Origin of the sequence: Flavobacterium salmonis, assembly GCF_903819435.1 — a bacterium.
GTDB lineage: Bacteria > Bacteroidota > Bacteroidia > Flavobacteriales > Flavobacteriaceae > Flavobacterium > Flavobacterium chungangense.
Map to the genome: position 1 here is coordinate 61,270 of NZ_CAIJDP010000082.1, position 20,917 is coordinate 82,186.

Genomic DNA, 20,917 nt, shown 5'->3' on the forward strand with positions numbered 1-20,917 from the left:
TTATTGTTTATATTCTGAAAAGCGTTTATCGTTTAAATACTGATAATCTGTCAGCGTTTTCAAAAAGGCAATCAATTGTTTTTTTTCTGTATCAGAAAGCGTAACGCCTAATTTTTTATCTTTTTTTAAAAGAGGATCTAATGTTGGGGAATCCAGTACCCCATTGCTGTAATGTTCAATTACAGCCTCCAGAGTTATAAATCGTCCGTCATGCATATAAGGTCCTGTTTTTTCAACATTGCGCAGAGTAGGTGTCCTGAACTTTCCTAAATCCTCTGAATTATTAGTAATTCTGGCTCTTCCTCTCTTCATCATCAGTTCAGTATTATCTGTAAAATCAATATCGATTCCGTTATTGTGATATAAATTATCTGTCATTAAAACCCCTGCATGACATGAAAAACAGAGTTGCCTGGCCAGCTCCAGTCCTTTTAGTTCGTCCTGATCTAAAACACCACCTAATTCTCCGCGAACATACTTGTCATACTTTGAATTTCCTGAAATCAGCGTTCTTTCAAACTGGGCAATGGCTTTTGCAATATCAGCCTGATTAATAGCCTTGCCAAATGCTTTACTAAACAATCCCGGATAATTTGCATCGGCATTCAGCTCATCTATCAGTTCGGTTAGATTCTGGTGCATTTCGTCTTCGTGTGCCAAAGGGGCAAAAGCCTGTGATTCTAAATTGTTAGAGCCGCCATCCCAAAACAGACCATTCTCTGCCCAGGCCAGATTTATTAAAGCGGGCGAATTTCGTTCCAGAGTATTTCCTGAAACTCCCTGACTGGTCAAAGCAAGACCATCCGAAAAAGCCAGATGCTGCTGATGACAGGTTGCACAAGAAATCTGGTTGTTTCCTGAAAGTCTTTTATCGAAGAAAAGTTTTTTCCCAAGAGCAATTCCATCTGCTGTTAAAGGATTTGTTTTCGAATCAGTAAATTGAGGAAAATTATCAGGAATCGTTACCAGAAGCAACGGTTCCTGATAAGAATCATCGAGGTCATTACAGGAAAAACTAAATATAGTCACTGCTGCTAAAACACTCCAAAATTTTATATTCCTGTACCGCATTAATTATTCTACACTTTTAACTGTAAAAACAGTTTTTTTGTAATTATCGGCAACCTTAGTCATAAGTTCAGGGGTTTTCGCGGATATTTTTGGAGTGGCAGCCAGGTCAATCTCATTCACAATTTTCTCAACATCAACATTCAGGTTTATTTTTGAAGATTTGTCTGCGCTGATTACCAAAGCAGTTGGCAATGTAATTTCCACTGTTCTGTAATTTGTATTTAAACCGGTTTCCACAGCAATTGCAACCGGAGTTTCCGGTGTCATATTTTTTCCTGTCAAACTGGAGAAAATATAACTCGTATGCCACATCCATGAAATATTAGTCATACCGTTAAGCTGAGATAACTCACCATCCTGAATACTCATATTATCATTGTGGGCCGCATCAACCCCAACAGAAAAAATAAGTTTGGTATACGATCCTGACGGAACAGCTTTCAAATCAACAGCTTCTCTTTTTCTGGCTGGATAAGTATATTTACCATCCTGAACTTTAATTTCTGTAGTTTCTTCTATAAGAAAAAAAGAATTCGAAAGCCCGTAGGTTTCATTTTTATCACTTACCAGTTTAACATCACTGATCCAGTAACGAAGACGATCAAATTGATAGGATTGTCCGCTGATGGTAAAAGGGGTATTCAAAGCAAAATCAGCTGTTGCTACTTTTGAATCAAAATTGATCTGTGCCGTGCCGTATGCAGCAACAGCCTGAGCATCATCGTTTGAACAGGAATTAAGAGAAATTATGGCAATAAAAGCCAATGCAAAATTTATAAAGTTTTTCATTTTTGTATATTTTTATATTTAATTTTTAAAATTCCGAAAATCGCTTATCGGTTAAATATTGTGTATCTGTGAGTGTTTTTAAAAACAAAATAATTTGTTTTTTTTCTGTATCTGACAATGAAATTCCGAGCTTGCCATTCTGCTTTAAAATTGGATCCAATGTCTGGGAATCTATCACACCGGAAGCATAATGATTCAATACTGCGTCTAAAGTTCCAAAACGTCCATCATGCATATAAGGAACTGTTACTTCTATATTACGAAGACTCTGTACTCTAAACTTATAATAATCCTCTACAAGCTCCGTAACTTTATAGCGGCCTACATCGTTCACCTTTGGATTAACCGCCAGACCGTTATTTCGAAACGAATTATCGGTCATTAAATCGGTTGCATGACAAGAGGCGCATTTTGACTTAAATAAATTATATCCGGCCAGTTCATCACTGGTAAAAGTTCCGTCGATTTCATTACGTCTGTATTTATCGAACTTTGAGTTTGAAGAAACCATCATTACCATAAACTGAGATAATGCCTTTAGCATGTTCTCAGTTGTGATGGCCTTATCTTCGAATGCCTGACCGAAGAGCTTTTGGTATTCTTTGTCCCCTTTCATCATTTGAAGAATAGTATTCAGATTTCCATCCATTTCAATAACGCTCGTCAATGGAATAATAGGCTGAAGGTCTAAATTTTCAGCAGCACCATCATACATATAACTGGTTTGAAATGCCATATTCTGAATCGGGGGAGCATTACGTGTACCCATAGCGTTTGCAACTCCATGACTTACCGTATGCCCATGGTGGGTGAATGCATTGGCCTGAAGATGACAAAAACCGCACGATACCAGTCCATCTGATGCCAGTCTTCCATCGTAGAAAAGTTTTTTTCCTAATTCAAAACCTTTTTCAGTGGGTTTGTTTCCTTCGATGTTGTAAGCAAGAGATGGAAAGTTGGATGGAATCGTAAAATTCAGTGGAACATCTACATATTCTTGTTCTTCACTATCAGAGCAGGCTATCAGGAGTAGAATCACTAAACAGATAAAATATTTTAATTTGAACATATTTTAAGTTTAAGAACGCAAGCATTATTTATAGCATAAGAAAGACAATCTTCCTTAACCTGCATAAAATAACAGATAAGAAAAATCGGCCCGCAAAAAGGCAGAAATCAATACTTGGTTTTACTGTAGCTAATTAGTCGTTGTGTACGTGGTCTATCCTGAACATTTTTGAAATGTTGGCAGTGATTTTAGGCAGGGCTTCTCCGCCCATAATCATGGCGCCCATCCCTGCTTCATTATAATCAGAGAGTTTAATAGTGTTTTCTCCGTCAAGAATTTTAGACAAATCTGTTACGACATGAATAGCCGGCGTGATATTTTTTCTCACCAAAGCTTTAGTAGGTAAGTCTAATGTTACTTCTGTATAATTATAGGAAGTTCCAATTTGTCCGGTATGGATCATGAATGAGGAAGATTCTGTAACAGTGGCAGAGGTAAAAGTTCCTTCGAAAGCAAGAAATTTATAACCCGCCGACCAGCTCCAAAGCAAATCTTTGGCCTGAGCCTTCGCAAGAAAATCGCCCTGACCTGAAGCTCCTAACTGCCATTGCTCCTTGTCTACTCCTATACCAAATTTCACTTTAGTATAATCACCCGCAGGGATATCGGCAAGATCAAACTGGTAACCCGCAGCATCATCTTCATCAGCAATGAAATAACTTTTTGCTTTTGGATAAGTAAAAGTTGTACCATCAGACTTAGTAAGAACAATATTGCTTACAATATAGCGAACAACATTTACTTTCAGTTTTTCATTATTAGCCGTTGTAATAACCTGCGTATCAAGAATAAGGTCATTATTATTGTAAGAGTTGTCAAACTTCAAACCTAATTTTCCTGTTTCAGTAGCAGTATTGTTTTGTTCATCATCACTTGAACATGAGGTAATAAAAATCCCTAATGTTACTATTATCACTTTATATAGTATCTTTTTCATTTGTATTTTATAAAAATTAAATTATTTCAGAGCAGGAATGCTCCAATCAATGCATTAACGCAATAAGAAATTAGTCCCAATGAAAATTGGGAAAAGGATTTAAAATTATAAAATAGCGGCGGGCGGGCGAAAAGTAATTGACGAAACTCCAACAGGTTTGCTTTTAAAAAAAGCAAAGTTTTTTTGTTGCGGTTCTATTGCAGGATTAAAAGTAAAGTCAATGTCAGAAGAAAAACAAATATAAACAAGCTCAAAATTCTCTTTCAGGCTGTCCTGCATTTGTTTTTCGTTATCGGAATATTTTTTAAGGCTTTTCTGCAGTTCGCATCGCCCATTACAGGTGTTAAAAATCTGTTTACGCTGGATACAGATAGTTCTGGCAATTTCCTGCTGATTTATTTTAAAATTGGCATATACAAACATACTGCCCATAGAAGGAAGAAAAATCAGACCACAAAGTAATATGATAATATACTTTTTCAAGAATGTTTGTTTGCTTAGAAATGCAAAAGTAAACTAATTTTGTTTTTATTTTGAAGAAACTTCTTGTTTTATTAAGTAAAAAAAACATCATAAACTCTCTTTCAACCACTTAAACAAAAGCAGAATCAATTTCAATTATAGATTTTGAGTGTATGATAAGCAAAAGAAAAATCCTAGTGCGGTATTTTAGAAATCAGGTCTTTCCGCTTTTCTCACGATTATGTAGCCAGCATAATTTAATAAAAACTTTATATTTACAAAAAACTTTGAGTGAAAGAAAATATTAAGAAAAACTCTATTACGGATATCCTTGAAGCATTGGGCGACAAGCCTCAGGCTGACGAACTATATATCTACATTAGCACTGAAAGTATAAGCGAAAATCCCTTTCCTTATCCCTTCCGTACAGATAGCTACAGCATTATGATCATCTTGTCTGGGAGTGCAAAAATCCAGTTTAATTTAATGGATTATACTCTTCAAACAAATGATATAGTGCTGATTTCACCCCATACAGTAACTCATATTATGGAAATTGAAGAAAGTATGTCTGTTATATCAATTACTTTCACGCTTAATTTTGCATTAACCCATAGCATTAACCGAAATGACTTGAATGCCTTCGAGTTTTTTGCTTCAAAAACTGCCCTGAACCTGGGATTAAAGAAAGAAGAAATCAAAGAACTTGTTAAACTAACTCATCTGCTACATGAAAAAAATACAACTGAAAGTCGTTTTTACGGTAAAGAACTTTTAGTTCACAGTTTCAATCTGTTGATGTATCAGGTTGCCGCTGTATACAGGGAAAGATACGATGAGAACATTATAAAAATGACTCGCAAGGAAGAAATAACTTCAAAATTCATAAAACTGTTGGAGAAAAATTTTAAACAGCAGAGAAAAGTACAGTTCTATTCTGATACCCTGCACATGACAGCAGGCCATCTTTCGAAAATACTTAAAGAAGTATCAGGAAGGACAACCGGTGAACTTATTGATGCCGCTATTATAACTGAGGCCTGTATTCTACTGGCCAATCCAACATTAAGCATTTCTGAAATATCAGACGAACTGAATTTCAGCGATCAGTCTTTCTTTGGAAAGTTTTTTAAAAAGCACACCCGTTTATCACCATCCGAATACAGAAGAAAAACATAAAAGCAGTTGATTACATCTTGCTTAATGAGAATTTCTTAATTTACTTTCTGTAACTCTTTTTGACCCTTGAGTTTCTGGTATTTCATGCGACCCCATATATACCATTCTATAAGAATACAGGGGAACGGCTCTCTGGCACTAACACAGCTGATCTTGTTGGAGGTAAAATTAATTATGCCAGACAGGCAGCTTCAAAAGCCGTTTCAGTAAGCAAACTTCAAAATAAACTTACTGCCAACACGGTACTACTTAATACAGAAACCACTTACTAGAGTATTATCAACCTCAAAGAAAAGATAATTTTATCAAAAAAATAAATCAGTCTGTAAGAAACCTTTTTTAAGAAAAAAGCCTTCAGAAGGCGATGCTTTGAAGGCTCTTTTTTCAACAATAATTAACTAATACAAAATATAAAACCAGTTTATCTGTAAATTGCAAACCGGCCAAACATTTGTTCTTTTGTGGTGATCATTATTTACATGCTGAGTACTACCGATACTCTTAATGTCGTAATAAAAAATTAAAAATTTGGAAGTGATAATAATGGTATCTGAAGCCCTGATGCCATAGTCCGGGTTTTACTAATGTGAACCATGGAATCCCAGAAACCATATTTTTGTGGCACCATCACTAACATATCGGCATTATAATTTTCAATCTCTTTTTTAATTTCTCTAACAACATCGCTTGAACGGATACTTTTAAAACGGTATTCAGCCCGGTGTTCCGACTGTTCCTTCTCACCTATTACCTCCTGCTGCTGTTCGATCATTTCTTCAACTCTGTGGTCAACGCTGAAAAACTCAACCTCAGCTTTTAAAGCTTCGGCAGTCTGGCTGAACCAGCTTAATTTCTGAATGGATTCTAAATTACGACTTTCAAAGGCAAAGAGTATTTTTTTTTCACTTACAAAACGGGCACTGTGAGGTACGGCGAGTACCGGTATATCTACATTCTTAATAACCCAGGTTGTTGAATTACCCAATAAGTCCTGCTCGATTGACCGCTCTGCCATTCCCATAACGACAAGTTCAGTCTGATTTTTTTCAATCAGCAGGGGAAGCTCTTCTTCAAGTGAAGAATAAAGACACAAACTCTCTACCTCAATGCTATATAAACGTGCAATATCATCTGCAAGATGTTTGAGTCTTTCTTCAGAATTGTTGAGTTCTAATTGCATATTATCACCTGAAATTCTTGAATTTGAACTGTGAATTGAAAGAGTAAATGAATTAAAAAGGATTAGTCTTGATCCTTTTACTTTTGCGAATGCCGCCGCATAGTTTACCGCGTTTGATGCTGTTGCTGTAAAATTTGTTGCAGCAATTATGGATGTGGATAGTGACATAAATAATATAGTTTATAGTTTAAAAGTTCAGCAATGATTTGGTCTGTGAATTTGATGAAAATTTCCCTTATAGTGATGCAAAATGAATCCATAATGGCAAGAGTTTTTTACGGTCTTCTATTAATTCGTCAAATTCATTAACCTGTGAGAACTGATTATCCTCGGGACTAATTGTCATGGCCAAAGGCAGAAGAAGCATTCCAATAAGGCTGATGACAACAGGAAAAGGATTAAAAGAATATAAAGTGATCATTTTCTTTATAGCCATAAATTCTAATCGATTCTGATAACAGAATAAACTCAAATCAGTTTTATTTGCAATTAAATAAGCCGCAAAGTCTGGCTTTTCGAATAATAGTTCAACATATTTCAGTACAAGCTGTTCCAGTTTTTGTTCTGTCGTTGACTGGGCATTATTTAAAGTCTGCAATACTTCTGTAAAAAAAAGAGTACTGTTGTGTCTTGCCCTTTCCCTGAAAACCCAATTTTCCTGTTCAAAGTAATAATTCATTCCAGAAAAAACATTGGTATCCTGCTTTATGGCATTTTCTTTTTTATTGCCTAAAAAATCCTTATACCTGAAAAAAAAATGGACTGCGGCTATGATTTTCCGCCGTCTTGCCATTTGAATCTGTCCTTTTATGGTAGTTTGAGTTATCATCTTTTAGTAGATTATTTTAGGACTGCAAACCATATCTCTATCTGATTGTTTAAGAATTCCATAAAGAAAACAAGTGATATAAGTTGCGCCAAATACATCCAAAATCAAAGATATTCCACATAGATGGCATAGAAAAGGGCGTTTTTCTGCTAATATTGGTCAATTTCCCGCTTTATGAAAAACGTATAATAAAGGAAATTCATTCTTCACTATTTCTAATTTGAAACTTTGTCAGCAGAAGCACCAAAAACAAATCCTTTATTACTGAACTCTATAGGATATTCGGGCATAAAATAAGAAATTCCCATATAGCTTGCCACCACACCCTGACCCTGGATTAGTTTGTTTTTCTTTCGCAGAAAAATAATCGGACTTATCGTTTTGCTGCCTCCGTAACTAATGTATCGAAATTTACCCCGAAGGGTATCACCAGAAATCAATCCTTCCACAGCTCCGGAATCTTTCATGGTTCTGCTTCCGTAATACACTTCATAGCTGCCGTAAAATCTCTTTTCATAAGTTTCGATTCTTAAAAATGCAGTATCCCTTCCCTTTACTGCCGTATAAAAAGTCTGATTTTGCTTTACATCATTACAACTGGTCACGCCCAATAAAGCTACAAGAATACTAATCCAATAAATGCTTTGTTTTAATAAGTTCAGGTTCATATTGATAATTTTTAATAACATCATCTTTTTTAAACAGTCAAACATGCTCAATAAAAGCGATAAAAAGTCGGTTTAATAATAAATCCTACGCGCAACATGCCCCGCTCTTTTTTAAAATCAATAAGGCTCTCACTGTAACCCTGCCACCACTGCAGGGTAACCAGCTGATTTGCACTTTTTGTAAGTCGGTAACTAACCGCTGTATTGATGCTTCCTTTAAAATCCCAGTCGGCCCCTTTCCTTACTGTCAGATCAAAAAACAGTCTGTCTTTGTGCAGCGCCCACTGCAAATGCCCTTCGCTATAGCCAATATATCTGGGTAATGATGGATTATTATCAATGAGAAAAGGAATCCATGCTTTGAAGCTGAGTATGAGTTTTGGTGAAAATATCCTTGTAAAACCAACTGATACAGTATTAAGGCTCCGTGAATAAATACTGTCTCGTCCATTGGATTCATGCTCTATACCAAGAGTAAGGGCACCAAAGAAGCGGTTTTCCTTAAATACCGGTTTTAAAAGCATTAGCCCTGGATTATAGTTGCTTTCTTCAAAAGGACTTGATGCTTTATATACTTTCCAGAACGATTTTTGTGTATAGGTAAGATAGGAATAAAAGCCTGCTATAGAAGCCTTGTCGGCCAAACGCTGTTTAAAACTAAACTGGAATTTGGCATCCATAGTATTGCGTGACGGCTGCTCTCCCATGTCAACGCCTGTTACGAAATAGTTATCCTTATATATAGAGAATGCAGGAAGTGATGTAATAATTGTATGTACAGAATCCCTGTCAACCGGAATCTGTCCGTAGCTCAATACCGTAAAAAAAAGAAAGAAAAGGAAATTGAATTTCATGTAATGGTATTTCATTACGGCAAATTTATTTCAGAACCAAGGTATGGAAAAGGTCATTTTTAAGCCATTATTAGTCAGTTTCTGTTTTTTTTATAACTATTCATCAGCCTTTCATTGATTTAATAGCTAGACCTCCTATGACTTCAAAAACAGAAAAAATAATTTTCATGAATTGCCCTTTTTAAAATATAAAAAGAGAATAATAAAAACCCGTTGGGTGAAATTAAATCCCCTCTAAAATGACACCGCCATTGCAAGTCCATATTCTCTGCCATTATATACTGGCAGAATCACTCCGTTTAGATTTTCCTTTTTTTTGAATATTTTTTTAGTAACAGGGTGAAGCCAGTAGGCTATTTTAGTACTCAAAATTCCGATGCCGGCTCCGGCTGCAACATCACTAAACCAGTGTCTGTCATTATACATCCTGAAAAATCCAGTTCCTGCAGCTACCAAATATCCTGAAACACCGTACCATATAGATACATCTTTATATTCCTGATACAAAAATTCTGCTCCCATAAAAGCAGTTGCTGTATGACCCGAAGGAAATGAGTTGTTTGAAGTCCCATCAGGTCTCATTTCGTTTCCTGTCATTTTAATTACATTTACCGTTGTTCCCATAATTAAATAAGCTGAGGTCAGAATAATTGTGCGGTCTTTGAAATTATTTTTCCCTTTAACGCCTGCTGCATTTAGAGCATAAACAGACAAAAAAGCAGAATACTGTGAAAAATCATCAATAGTAAACTTCTTGTCAATATGCTCTTTTATTTCATTTTTAGTATCTGTATTGATGTCTTTAAGGGTGTGACTTTCGAGCCCAATAACTCCATATCCAATTAAAACTCCCGGAATAATTAAGGCTTCATATTTAAATTTTAAGTCTTTATTGATATTCAGACTATCCGAACTGTGAGACTGCCCAAAGGCGCTTAAAGTCAAAAAACTACTTATAATTAACGAATAAATTTTCTTCATCACTTTTTTATAAAAATACATTTCGGGCTACAGACTTTAGGTTAAACGAAAGTTTTTTTCAAACAGCAGTTGCATTAAATATTCAATTTTTAGAGTACAAAATCAACAACATTCTAGAGATAAATATTTTAATTCTAATTCAATGAAAGATAATAAATAATAGCTAGAATAAACATTTCAAAAATACAGATATTTTTAATATATTTATCCTACAAAAAAATAAAAAACAAGTATATTTATAAGAGTTAAAATAAATACGTGTAATATTATGAAGCTTAAAAATTACAGATGCATTTTATTATTCTAAAGTAAAATTTGAAAACTTAATCAAATCTTAAGCATGCTGAAAAACCAATAATGCATATATTTCGTTAATTAGATATATAAAACACACATCAATATGAAACTAATTACTATGTTCCTTTTATTGGGGATTCTTCCGGGAACTATAAACTGGGAAACTGATTTTAATAAGGCAAAAAAAACGGCAAAGGAAAAAAACGAACTCATTCTTCTTAATTTCTCGGGTTCGGACTGGTGTGGGCCTTGTATTGTAATGCATAGAGATTATTTTCAGAATCCTTCCTTTACTGAATTGGCAGACAAAAATTTAATATTGGTAAATGCAGATTTTCCAAGAAAAAAGAAAAACATTGGTACTCCTGAACAGGTAAAACAAAATGAAGAGCTTGCTGAAATATACAATAAAGAAGGAAGTTTTCCTTTAACACTGCTGCTTGACTCAGAAGGAAAAGTCCTCAAAACATGGCACGGAAAACCAGAGAACGCTGCAGAACAGTGGACTGCTGAGATAAAAGCTTTATGTGATAATAGAAAATAACATGTCTGATCATCAAAAATATTCACAGTCCCTGAAACTTATGGGAAATATGTTCACTATCACTGTCACAGCCGGGAATCAGGTTACTGCTGACGAACATATTAATGCTGCGATTGAAGAGATTAAGCGTATTGAAAATCTGCTTACGACCTATAAAGATGACAGCCAGACCAATCAGATTAATAGCGCTGCCGGCATCAATCCCGTAAAAGTTGATCCGGAAGTTTTCAATCTTATTGAAAGATCAGTTGGTATTTCTGGTATTACTCAGGGAGCTTTTGATATTTCATACGGAAGCATTGACAAAACACTTTGGAATTTTGATCGTTCCATGACCTCACTTCCAGATAGCGAAACAGCTTTGAAAATGGTACATCTTATTGATTACAGAAATATAATTCTGGATAAAGAAAATACAAGTGTATTTTTAAAAGAAAAGGGTATGCACATCGGCTTTGGAGGAATTGGTAAAGGTTATGCAGCCGAAATGGCAAAACAAGTCCTGCTGAAACGCGATGTAAAGAGCGGCATCATTAATGCCAGCGGGGATTTGTGCGCATGGGGATTACAGCCCGATGGCAGCAGATGGACTATTGGAGTAGCTGATCCTGATGCTCCAAATGCGGCTTTCTCTTATATGGAAATATCCAATAAAGCAGTAGCCACATCCGGAAATTATGAAAAATTTGTAACCATTAACGGCAGGAAATATTCGCATACCATAGATCCAAAAACAGGCCTTCCGATAACGGGAATAAAAAGCGTTACCATTATCGCATCAAATGCTGAATTTGCAGATGCAATGGCTACTCCAATAGCCGTTATGGGAATCAAAGCTGGTTTGTATTTAATAGATCAGATTCCTGATTTGCATTGTATAATAATAGATGACAACAATAAAATTTACACTTCAAAAAACATTCGCCTAAAATGAAAAATCAAAAGCAGCAAAATCTCGTACTCTTGTGCAGTATTGCTTTAGCAGGCATTCTCACATCATCCTGTACTTCTGTTAAAGAATATCAGAAGGGAAAAATCAACGATTCTGAAATGGTACTTGCCAACAGGAAAATTGAAAAAACAGAACTAAGTTTTCAATCCTACCGCGAGGGAGCTTCGGGAGCAAATGCAGGTAAAAGCGGCGGAGGCTGTGGCTGTAACTAATTTGATATCATAAACAGATGAAAAGAATATTCATTACAGGATTTGCATTATTGGCTTTATTCCAATTAAAAGCACAAAATATACCTTCTGATTCGACGGCTTACAAAAGCAAAAAATTAAAACTTGAAGAGGTAAATTTAGTATCGAGTTATTATAAACAAGATGGTAATAATTCAGCTGTCGGAGGAGGAATCGGATCACAGCACCTAACCGATATAGCGAATACTATCGATGTTAAACTCGTTAAATACGGCGAAACAGGAATTAAACACACCTTTGATATTGAAGCGGGTATTGATCACTATACATCAGCTTCTTCAGATATGATTGACCTGAGTGCTAATTCTTCTGCTTCTTCTTCAGATAACCGCTTCTACCCTTCTTTAAGCTATCTCAGGGAGAATGAAGAAAAGGGAAGGACTTTTGGAATAGGCGTTTCATCCTCTACAGAATTTGATTATCAGTCTTTTGGAGGAAACATCAGCTTCTCACAAAAAACAAAAAATAAGAATGGTGAATTTACAGCTAAATTCCAAACGTTTATTGACCAGTTAAAACTTATTGAACCCCTTGAACTTCGTACTTCAGGTGAAAATTATGGAAGCGCAAACCGAAACACTTTTGCCGGAACACTAAGTTATTCTCAAATCATCAACCAGAGGCTTCAGGTTATGCTTGTAGGAGATATTATCAGTCAGAACGGTTACTTAAGTCTTCCTTTCCACAGGGTTTATTTTGCTGATGGCCCAGTTCGACAGGAAAAAATGCCTGATACCAGACTTAAAATTCCATTGGGAATAAGAGCCAGTTATTTTCTAGGCGATAATATTATCATAAGAGCCTACTACAGGTATTATACTGATGACTGGAATTTAAAAGCCCATACGGCTGATCTTGAAATACCGGTAAAGCTGACCCAGTCATTTTCGCTTAGTCCTTTTTACAGATATTATACACAAAGTGCCGCAAAGTATTTCAAACCATACGGAGCTCATACCGATACTGATAACTTCTACACCAGCAACTATGACCTGTCTAAGTTTGACAGCAGTTTTTTTGGAATGGGGATGAAATTCACGCCTCCAGATGGTATTTTTGGTCTTAAACATTGGAATACGCTTGAAATCCGATACGGACATTACGATAGATCCAACAATTTGACTTCTGATATTATAAGTCTTAATATTAAATACAAATAAACCTATAGCTTAAAAAGTTAGGGTTACGGAACAATACAAGGGTAAATTTCAAAATTTTATCGGTAAAAACTCCATACAAACAACTTAATTATTGGTTTTAAAAATGTTGTTTTATATAATTCCCTGGTTTCATAAAATTTGAAACCAGGGATTTTTTTATAAAAACTCTAAATTTTCTTGATTTTCATATCCTATTTGTTCTTTTCAAATATTTTCATCGATCGAATTTACAACCTTGTATAGCAAATAGCTTCATACTTCTACTTTATTATTTTATACCAGCCTTAAGTAATTTCTTTGAATAGGAATTGGGAGGAATAAACCTCTACACATTTAAAATTCATTTGCCTATTCAGCAAAATTACTTTCTGGTAACATCACATAATTTTTTGTTTCAACAAGCAATTTATACTATCCTTTTAATGATAATATGAGCGCATTTTAGTTTTGAAAACAAATTGAATTAAAGAATATCTTAATCATTTTAAAAAACAATAAAGGTTACCGGAAAGCCTTTAAATGCATAAAAAATTATTTTTTATTTTGATGTTTCTCTGTATTCTTGTATCAAAGGCCCAAGTTGCGGCCACGGTTCAGGATACTGTAAAAAGCGGATTTGCCATTGGAAAAATTCAAATAACAAATCCTGCTAGCATATTATCCGCCTATGTTTATGATTCTTTTACCAATACTTACGTTTATAGCGATTCTGAGAGTGAATTCTCAATCAACTATCCTTTGTTTCTAACACCAGCTGAATATGAAAATTTGGTATTGAAAGAATCCAGACGTAATTATTTCAGAAAAAAAGCAGATGCTATTGAAGCTAAAAAAGCAGGTTCAGAAACAAAACAAAAAGATTTATTGCCAAGATATTATATTAATTCAGGATTTTTTGAATCCATTTTTGGAAGTAATACTATCGATGTAAAACCTGCAGGATCTGTAGAAATGGACATAGGATTATTGTATTCTAAACAAGATAATCCAGCATTATCGCCAAGTAACAGATCGAATCTCACTTTTGATTTTGACCAGCGAATTAGTATGTCTTTGGTTGGAAAGGTGGGTACGAGATTAAGTGTAAATGTAAATTACGATACGCAATCTACATTTGCTTTTCAAAATTTATTCAAATTGGCCTATACCCCAGACGAAGATGATATCGTTAAAAACATTGAAGTTGGAAATGTCAGTATGCCCTTAAACAGTACTTTGATAACTGGTGCACAAAATTTATTTGGTGTAAAAACACAATTACAATTTGGAAAAACTACTGTTACCGGCGTTTTCTCACAGCAAAAGTCAGAAACAAAAAGTGTCACCGCACAAGGGAGCGGAGCCGTTCAGGAATTTAATATGTATGCGCTTGATTACGATAGCAACAGACACTTTTTCTTATCACAATACTTTAGAAATAAATACGATACCTCTCTAAAAAATTATCCCCTAATAGACAGCCGAATCCAGATTTCAAGAATTGAAGTGTGGGTGACCAATAAAAAAAGCCAGGTCAGTACAACCGCAAACAATTTGAGAAATATTATTGCAATTCAGGATTTGGGAGAATCACAATTATCTGATCTTACAGATGATCAGGTCGTGGTTTTGAATCCGTCGTCAGGAATATTTAACAACAGCGCCGATTCGCCTTCGGACAACTCAAATAACGATTACGATCCTGCACAAATCAAGTCCGGAAGCGGTTTACTGAATAGCAATATTCGTGAAATCGCTACTGCATCTTCCGGATTTAATGTTACGGTAAGTGAAGGACAGGATTATTCAAAACTCGAAAATGCCCGAAAATTAAGCTCAACTGAATACACCTTAAACAAACAATTGGGCTATATTTCGCTGGTACAAAAACTCGCCAATGATGAAGTACTGGCTGTTGCTTACCAATACACCTCCGGCGACCAGGTGTATCAGGTAGGAGAATTTGCCAGTGATGGTGTTGACGCTACTGTGGTTACAAATTCAGAAACTGTTACTACGCAAAGTTTAGTATTAAAAATGCTAAAAAGCAGTCTTGTAAATTTAAAAAATCCGGTTTGGAATCTGATGATGAAAAACATTTATCAAATTCCAAGCGGCTATCAGCTGAGTCAGGAAGATTTTAAATTTAATATCTTTTATTCTGATCCATCACCGTTAAATTATATTAAGCCGGTAACATCCTTCCCTCCCAACCCGTCTGATGAAAACAAAATAGCAGAAACTCCTTTGCTGAAAGTCTTTAATCTGGACAGGTTAAATTCGACTAATGACCCTCAGGAAGGTGGTGACGGTTTCTTCGATTTCGTCTCCGGTATCACAATGGATGCCACGAACGGAAGAATCATTTTTACCACAAAAGAGCCTTTTGGAGAGTTAATTTTTAAAAAACTATCGACTAGTTCAACTGAAGACTACAACAATACGACTTCCTACAACGCCAATCAAAAAAAATATGTCTTTAGAAGTTTATACAACAATACACAAACAGGTGCTTTGCAGGACAGTGATAAAAACAAATATTTACTAAAAGGAAAATATAAATCGTCAGGATCAGACGGAATCTCGATAGGGTCATTCAATGTTGCAAATGGTTCTGTAATTGTCACTGCTGATGGGCGAACGTTGACCGAAGGAATCGATTACAGCGTTGATTATCAATTAGGAAAAGTTCATATTCTTGATGCGGCGCTTTTAGCATCCAATGCCAGTATTACAGTAACATTAGAAAATAATTCTGTTTTTGGACAACAGACTAAAAGTTTCATTGGCTTAAATATTGACCATAAAATCTCAGATAATTTTACGATTGGGGCAACTTATTTAAAATATACTGAAAAACCATTGACTCAAAAATCAGTTTATGGTCAGGAATCTGTAGATAATACTATTTTTGGGCTCAATACTAATTTTTCTAGTGAAGTTCCCTTTTTTACCAGACTGGTTAACAAACTTCCTAATATTGATACTGATGTTCCGTCAAACATTTCAGTACGCGGAGAAGTTGCATATCTAAAGCCAAACACCGCAAAAGCAAGTGATTTTGAAGGAGAATCTACTATTTATGTAGATGCTTTTGAAAGCGCTGCCTCGACTACGGATTTGAGTTCGGCCTATGCCTGGAGTTTATCGTCAACTCCCGCAAATAATACTTCGAGTACCTACAATTTTAACGAAAGTACCAATGATTTAAGTTATGGTTTCAAAAGAGCCAAATTAGCCTGGTATACAATTGATCCTGTTTTTTATACTTCTAAACCATCCGGAATTTCAAATAATCATCTTTCCCTGAATGCTACCAGAAGAATTTACAAAGAAGAATTATATCCGAACCTGGAAACAGAAACAGGACAAACACTTGTTGTCAACACGCTGGATTTAAGCTATTACCCATCTGAAAGAGGCCCTTACAATAATGGAGTAGATTTTTCAAATACTCCAAAAGATAATTTTGGAGGTATCATGAGAGCCCTAACTTCAACCAATTTTGAACAGGGAAATGTAGAATATATTCAGTTTTGGGTTTTAGATCCTTATGTTGGAAACAGCAAAACGAATGATAACAATTCCGGCAAATTGTATTTTAATTTAGGCGAAATCTCCGAAGACGTTCTGAAAGACGGAAGAAAACAATACGAAAACGGACTTGGAACAGACCAGCTTATGGTAACGCCACAAGGAATTTGGGGTGATGTTCCTGCTTCACAATCCTTAACGTATGCCTTTGATACCGATGCTGCCAATCGATCTAATCAGGATGTGGGACTGGATGGTTTAAAAAACAGTCAGGAAACTCAGATTTATACCAATTATAGTGCTGAAAATGATCCAGCGGCAGATGATTATAGCTACTATTTGAATACTACCGGAGATGTTTTAGAACGCTATAAAAAATACAATGGCACCGATGGAAACTCAGCCGTAAGTGCAGATGATGCTAACAGAGGGGCTACTACCCTGCCCAATACGGAAGATATTAATAATGATTATACCATGAATACCATCAATGCCTATTATGAGTATAGTATTGATATGAAACCGAATATGGAAATTGGCCAAAATTATATTACCGATATCAGAAATACGCAAGTTACACTGCCCAACGGAAATTCGACAGAAGCCAGATGGATTCAGTTTAAAATTCCGATTTCAAAGCCTGAAAACACCATTGGAAGTATCTCAGATTTTACCTCTATACGTTTCATGCGAATGTTTATGACCGGATTTAGTGAACCTGTAACATTACGTTTTGGTTCTTTGGATTTGCAGCGAGGTGAATGGCGAAGATACACCGAAACCTTAGACATTGCAGACAGCAGCCCGGACGATGATAATACAGATATAGATGTATTAACAATAAATATTCAAGAAAATGATGGAAAGTGCCCTGTAAATTATGTTTTGCCTCCGGGCGTAGAAAGAGAACAATCCTACAGCGGAAATACTGTTACTTACCAAAATGAGCAGTCTTTAGGATTAAAAGTCGCAGGTAAAGGATTGGAGCCTAATGATTCCAGATCGGTTTATAAAAGCATTAGTATGGATATGCGACAATATAAAAAACTGAAAATGTTTTTGCATGCCGAATCCCTAACCGGTCAAATACCACTTTCAGACAATCAAATGACAGCTTTTATACGGTTAGGAAATGATTACACAGAAAATTTTTATCAGATTGAAATTCCTTTAAAAGTTACGCTTTCCTCAGGTTGTTCGCCTTTGAGTTCAGAAATTGTCTGGCCCGAGGATAATGAAATCGATTTGTCACTCTCCCTATTGTCTCAATTAAAAATGCTCTATAAAAAGATTGCAACTGCTGATCTGCCTGCTGACGGAATTTATTATTTAAATGAAGATGATGAGCAACTGGATCCTTCATTACGTGATAAAATCAATAAATTAAGATTAGGTGTCAAAGGGAATCCCAACTTAGGATCTGTACGCACTTTAATGGTAGGAATAAAAAATAATGACTTGCATCAGGATATAAAAGGAGAAGTCTGGTTTGATGAATTACGACTGGCAGAAATGGATAATAGCGGCGGAATGGCGGCCGTTGTCAATCTTGATTCAAATTTAGCTGATTTTGCTACTATTTCAGCAACCGGAAAAATGAGTACCATGGGATTTGGGTCTTTACAACAGAACTCCGGCGAAAGAAGCCAGGAAAATGTAAAACAATATAGTGTAATGACCAATATCAATTTTGGCAAATTACTACCTAAAAACTGGAGACTAAACCTGCCATTAAATTATGCAGCATCCGAAGCATTTATTACTCCAAAATACGATCCTGAAAATCCTGATATTACACTGCAGACAGCCATAGATGCTACAGAAACCGAACAAGAAAAAGCAAATATTAAAAACCGGGCGGTCGATTATACTAAAAATACCAGTATTAATTTAATTGGAATTAGGAAAGAAAGGAAACCGGAACAGAAAGTGCATATTTATGATATTGAAAATTTTTCGTTCTCACAATCTTACAACGAAACATCCAGTCATGATTATGAAAGAGAAAGCTATGTTGATCAAAAAACCAATACCGCATTAAATTATGATTATAGTGCGGAGGCTAAAAATATTGAACCTTTTAAGAATACCAAATTCATGAAAAAAAACAATTACTGGAAGCTTTTGAGTGATTTTAATTTTAATTATATGCCTTCAAATATTACGTTCAACACAAATATTATCAGGCAGTATAACAAACAGCAATACCGGCAAGTAGATGTTGAAGGAATTGCTTTAGATCCATCGTACAGCAGGAATTTTGAATTTAATATTCAATATGGCTTTAATTTTAACCTGACAAAATCTTTACGCTTAAATTTCACATCATCATCAAGCAACATTGTAAAAAACTATCTGAACAGTGATAATCTGCCTATTGACAATTTCAAAATTTCTGATAATTATTTTAATCCTGGAGAACCCAACAAACATACTCAGAAGCTTGTGGTAACTTATGAAATTCCGCTGAATAAAATTCCGGTATTTAGTTTTGTAAAAGCCAATCTGACTTATACCGGTGATTATAATTGGCAGCGTTCTTCTGAGGCATTAACAAAAATAGAAGTCGATGGCGTCAATTATAATTTAGGCAATACGGTACAAAATGCCAATACAAGCAATCTAAGTGCCTCATTTAATATGGAGACTTTTTATAAATATGTCGGAATTTCAAAAACTGCCGATGTTAAAACTCCTGTAAAAAAGACAACCGTTATCAAACCCGGCGAAAAAATTACACGTACAGATATTCCTCAAAAAAGCATCAGAAGCCCATTTTTAAAAAGTTTTTACAATGTATTGACCAGCGTAAAAAATATTACGTTGAATTTTACGGAAAACAAAGGAACAGTTTTACCCGGTTATCTCCCAACATCGGGTTTTATGGGATTCTCAAAACCGACTTTAGGGTTTATTTTTGGAAGCCAGCATGATATTCGTGATGAAGCTGCCAGAAAGGGCTGGCTGACTACTTATCAGGATTTCAATCAAAATTATACAACCTCAAAAAGTCAGATTTTTAAAGGTCTCGCCAATATAGAACCTATAACAGATTTAAAGATTGATTTATTTGCAAATAGAACCTATTCTGAAAATTTTTCTGAACAATATGATGTCAGCAATGGTCACTACAATTCAAGATCTCCTTATACTTCCGGTGCATTTTCAATTTCAACTGTGTTAATCAAAACTGCCTTTTTAACCAGCGATGAAAATAGCTCAGAAGCTTTTAATGATTTTAGAAAAAACAGACTCATAATAGCAAAGAGACTCGCTATACAAAGAGGAATCAACATAAATAATGCCGCCAATGTAGGTCCGGACGGTTTTCCACTAGGGTATGGCAGTACAAACCAGGCTGTTTTATTAGCTTCTTTTTTAGCGGCTTATACAGGTGTCGATGCCAATAATTCGGCCTTAGGGATTTTTAAAAATATTCCTATCCCAAACTGGTCGCTGAAATATAATGGTCTGATGCGTTACCAATTTTTCAAAAAAAACTTCAAACGATTCTCTTTACAGCACAGTTATCAGGCAACTTATACGGTAAGTGCTTTCAATTCAAATTATAATTACACCAAAAATCCAGACGGAATGGATGATAATGGAAACTACTACAACCAGACCATAACCTCTAATGTGACTTTGGCTGAACAATTTAACCCGTTCTTAAAAGTTGATTTTGAATTAAAAAACTCTTTTAAACTTTTGACCCAAATTAATAAAGACAGGACGTTATCAATGAGTTTTGACAATAATAATTTGACAGAAGTTAGCGGAATTGAATATGTAATAGGAATTGGATATCGAATAAAAGATGTTGTTTTTACTTCAAAACTAGCTGATAATCATACCAATACAATAAAAAGTGACATCATTATAAAAGCCGATTTGATTTTAAGAAACAATCAAACCATTGTAAGATATCTTGATCACGAAAATAATCAGTTAGTTGCCGGACAAAATATCTGGACCTTAAAAACCAGCGCAGATTATTCGCTAAGTAAAAACTTAACTATGATCTTTTATTACAATCACTCTTTTTCAAAGCCGGCAATTTCAACCTCATTTCCGCTTACGACCATTAGTTCCGGATTCACCTTGCGTTATGCTTTTGGGAATTAATCCCACAAAGCAATACATTAATTCTTACTTAATGGCGTAAAATCAGATAGTTCGTC

At 35.2% G+C, this 20,917-nt stretch carries 16 protein-coding genes; 6 read left to right on the top strand and 10 right to left on the bottom strand.

What is annotated here, in order from left to right:
* The 5 genes from FLACHUCJ7_RS18285 to FLACHUCJ7_RS18305 all read right to left on the bottom strand — a co-directional run bounded on the left by FLACHUCJ7_RS18285 (nt 1) and on the right by FLACHUCJ7_RS18305 (nt 4,349).
* Entirely contained in the window at nt 1–1,071 is a 1,071-nt protein-coding gene (locus tag FLACHUCJ7_RS18285) for a cytochrome-c peroxidase (protein WP_180909940.1), read from the bottom strand.
* A 3-nt stretch (nt 1,072–1,074) separates the two neighbouring features.
* Nucleotides 1,075–1,860 (bottom strand): MbnP family protein, encoded by a 786-nt coding sequence (locus FLACHUCJ7_RS18290; protein WP_180909941.1) that lies wholly within the window; start codon nt 1,858–1,860, stop codon nt 1,075–1,077.
* 25 nt (nt 1,861–1,885) lie between these two features.
* Nucleotides 1,886–2,929 carry a cytochrome-c peroxidase gene (locus FLACHUCJ7_RS18295; RefSeq protein ID WP_180909942.1) on the bottom strand — a complete coding sequence of 348 codons (1,044 nt, stop codon included), beginning with the start codon at nt 2,927–2,929 and terminating at the stop codon, nt 1,886–1,888.
* Nucleotides 2,930–3,062: 133 nt separating this feature from the next.
* Entirely contained in the window at nt 3,063–3,866 is an 804-nt protein-coding gene (locus FLACHUCJ7_RS18300; RefSeq protein ID WP_180909943.1) for an MbnP family protein, read from the bottom strand.
* 105 nt (nt 3,867–3,971) lie between these two features.
* Complete coding sequence (locus FLACHUCJ7_RS18305) at nt 3,972–4,349, bottom strand: hypothetical protein (protein WP_223255479.1); 378 nt, start codon at nt 4,347–4,349, stop codon at nt 3,972–3,974.
* A gap of 270 nt (nt 4,350–4,619) precedes the next feature.
* On the opposite strand from FLACHUCJ7_RS18305, the gene FLACHUCJ7_RS18310 reads away from it, so the two are divergent.
* Nucleotides 4,620–5,507 carry an AraC family transcriptional regulator gene (locus FLACHUCJ7_RS18310; RefSeq protein ID WP_180909944.1) on the top strand — a complete coding sequence of 296 codons (888 nt, stop codon included), beginning with the start codon at nt 4,620–4,622 and terminating at the stop codon, nt 5,505–5,507.
* Nucleotides 5,508–6,027: 520 nt separating this feature from the next.
* Here the strand turns inward: FLACHUCJ7_RS18310 and FLACHUCJ7_RS18315 are convergent.
* The 5 genes from FLACHUCJ7_RS18315 to FLACHUCJ7_RS18335 form a co-directional block, all read right to left on the bottom strand.
* Nucleotides 6,028–6,855 carry a universal stress protein gene (locus FLACHUCJ7_RS18315; protein WP_180909945.1) on the bottom strand — a complete coding sequence of 276 codons (828 nt, stop codon included), beginning with the start codon at nt 6,853–6,855 and terminating at the stop codon, nt 6,028–6,030.
* Nucleotides 6,856–6,922: 67 nt separating this feature from the next.
* Complete coding sequence (locus tag FLACHUCJ7_RS18320; RefSeq protein WP_078228448.1) at nt 6,923–7,516, bottom strand: hypothetical protein; 594 nt, start codon at nt 7,514–7,516, stop codon at nt 6,923–6,925.
* A 215-nt stretch (nt 7,517–7,731) separates the two neighbouring features.
* Nucleotides 7,732–8,184, bottom strand: a complete 453-nt coding sequence (locus FLACHUCJ7_RS18325; RefSeq protein ID WP_078228862.1) for a hypothetical protein — start codon at nt 8,182–8,184, stop codon at nt 7,732–7,734.
* Between the two features lie 47 nt (nt 8,185–8,231).
* Nucleotides 8,232–9,053, bottom strand: coding sequence for a phospholipase A (locus FLACHUCJ7_RS18330; protein WP_180909946.1), 822 nt, complete (start codon nt 9,051–9,053; stop codon nt 8,232–8,234).
* 219 nt (nt 9,054–9,272) lie between these two features.
* Complete coding sequence (locus tag FLACHUCJ7_RS18335; protein ID WP_180909947.1) at nt 9,273–10,019, bottom strand: phosphatase PAP2 family protein; 747 nt, start codon at nt 10,017–10,019, stop codon at nt 9,273–9,275.
* Nucleotides 10,020–10,419: 400 nt separating this feature from the next.
* Between FLACHUCJ7_RS18335 and FLACHUCJ7_RS18340 the strand changes: the two genes are divergently transcribed.
* The 5 genes from FLACHUCJ7_RS18340 (at nt 10,420) to sov (ending at nt 20,861) form a co-directional block, all read left to right on the top strand.
* Nucleotides 10,420–10,860, top strand: a complete 441-nt coding sequence (locus FLACHUCJ7_RS18340; protein WP_078228473.1) for a thioredoxin family protein — start codon at nt 10,420–10,422, stop codon at nt 10,858–10,860.
* A 1-nt stretch (nt 10,861) separates the two neighbouring features.
* Nucleotides 10,862–11,794 (top strand): FAD:protein FMN transferase, encoded by a 933-nt coding sequence (locus FLACHUCJ7_RS18345; RefSeq protein ID WP_180909948.1) that lies wholly within the window; start codon nt 10,862–10,864, stop codon nt 11,792–11,794.
* A complete protein-coding gene (locus tag FLACHUCJ7_RS18350; protein WP_031453335.1) occupies nt 11,791–12,024 on the top strand; it encodes a DUF4266 domain-containing protein in 234 nt (77 codons plus the stop codon). Before FLACHUCJ7_RS18345 ends, FLACHUCJ7_RS18350 begins: the two co-directional genes overlap by 4 nt.
* 17 nt (nt 12,025–12,041) lie before the next feature.
* On the top strand, nt 12,042–13,223 hold the full coding sequence (locus FLACHUCJ7_RS18355; protein ID WP_180909949.1) for a DUF3570 domain-containing protein: 1,182 nt from the start codon (nt 12,042–12,044) through the stop codon (nt 13,221–13,223).
* A gap of 519 nt (nt 13,224–13,742) precedes the next feature.
* The gene (gene sov / locus FLACHUCJ7_RS18360; RefSeq protein WP_180909950.1) at nt 13,743–20,861 is read left to right on the top strand and encodes a T9SS outer membrane translocon Sov/SprA; all 7,119 of its coding nucleotides are present in this window, start codon (nt 13,743–13,745) and stop codon (nt 20,859–20,861) included.
* Nucleotides 20,862–20,917: the final 56 nt, after the last annotated feature.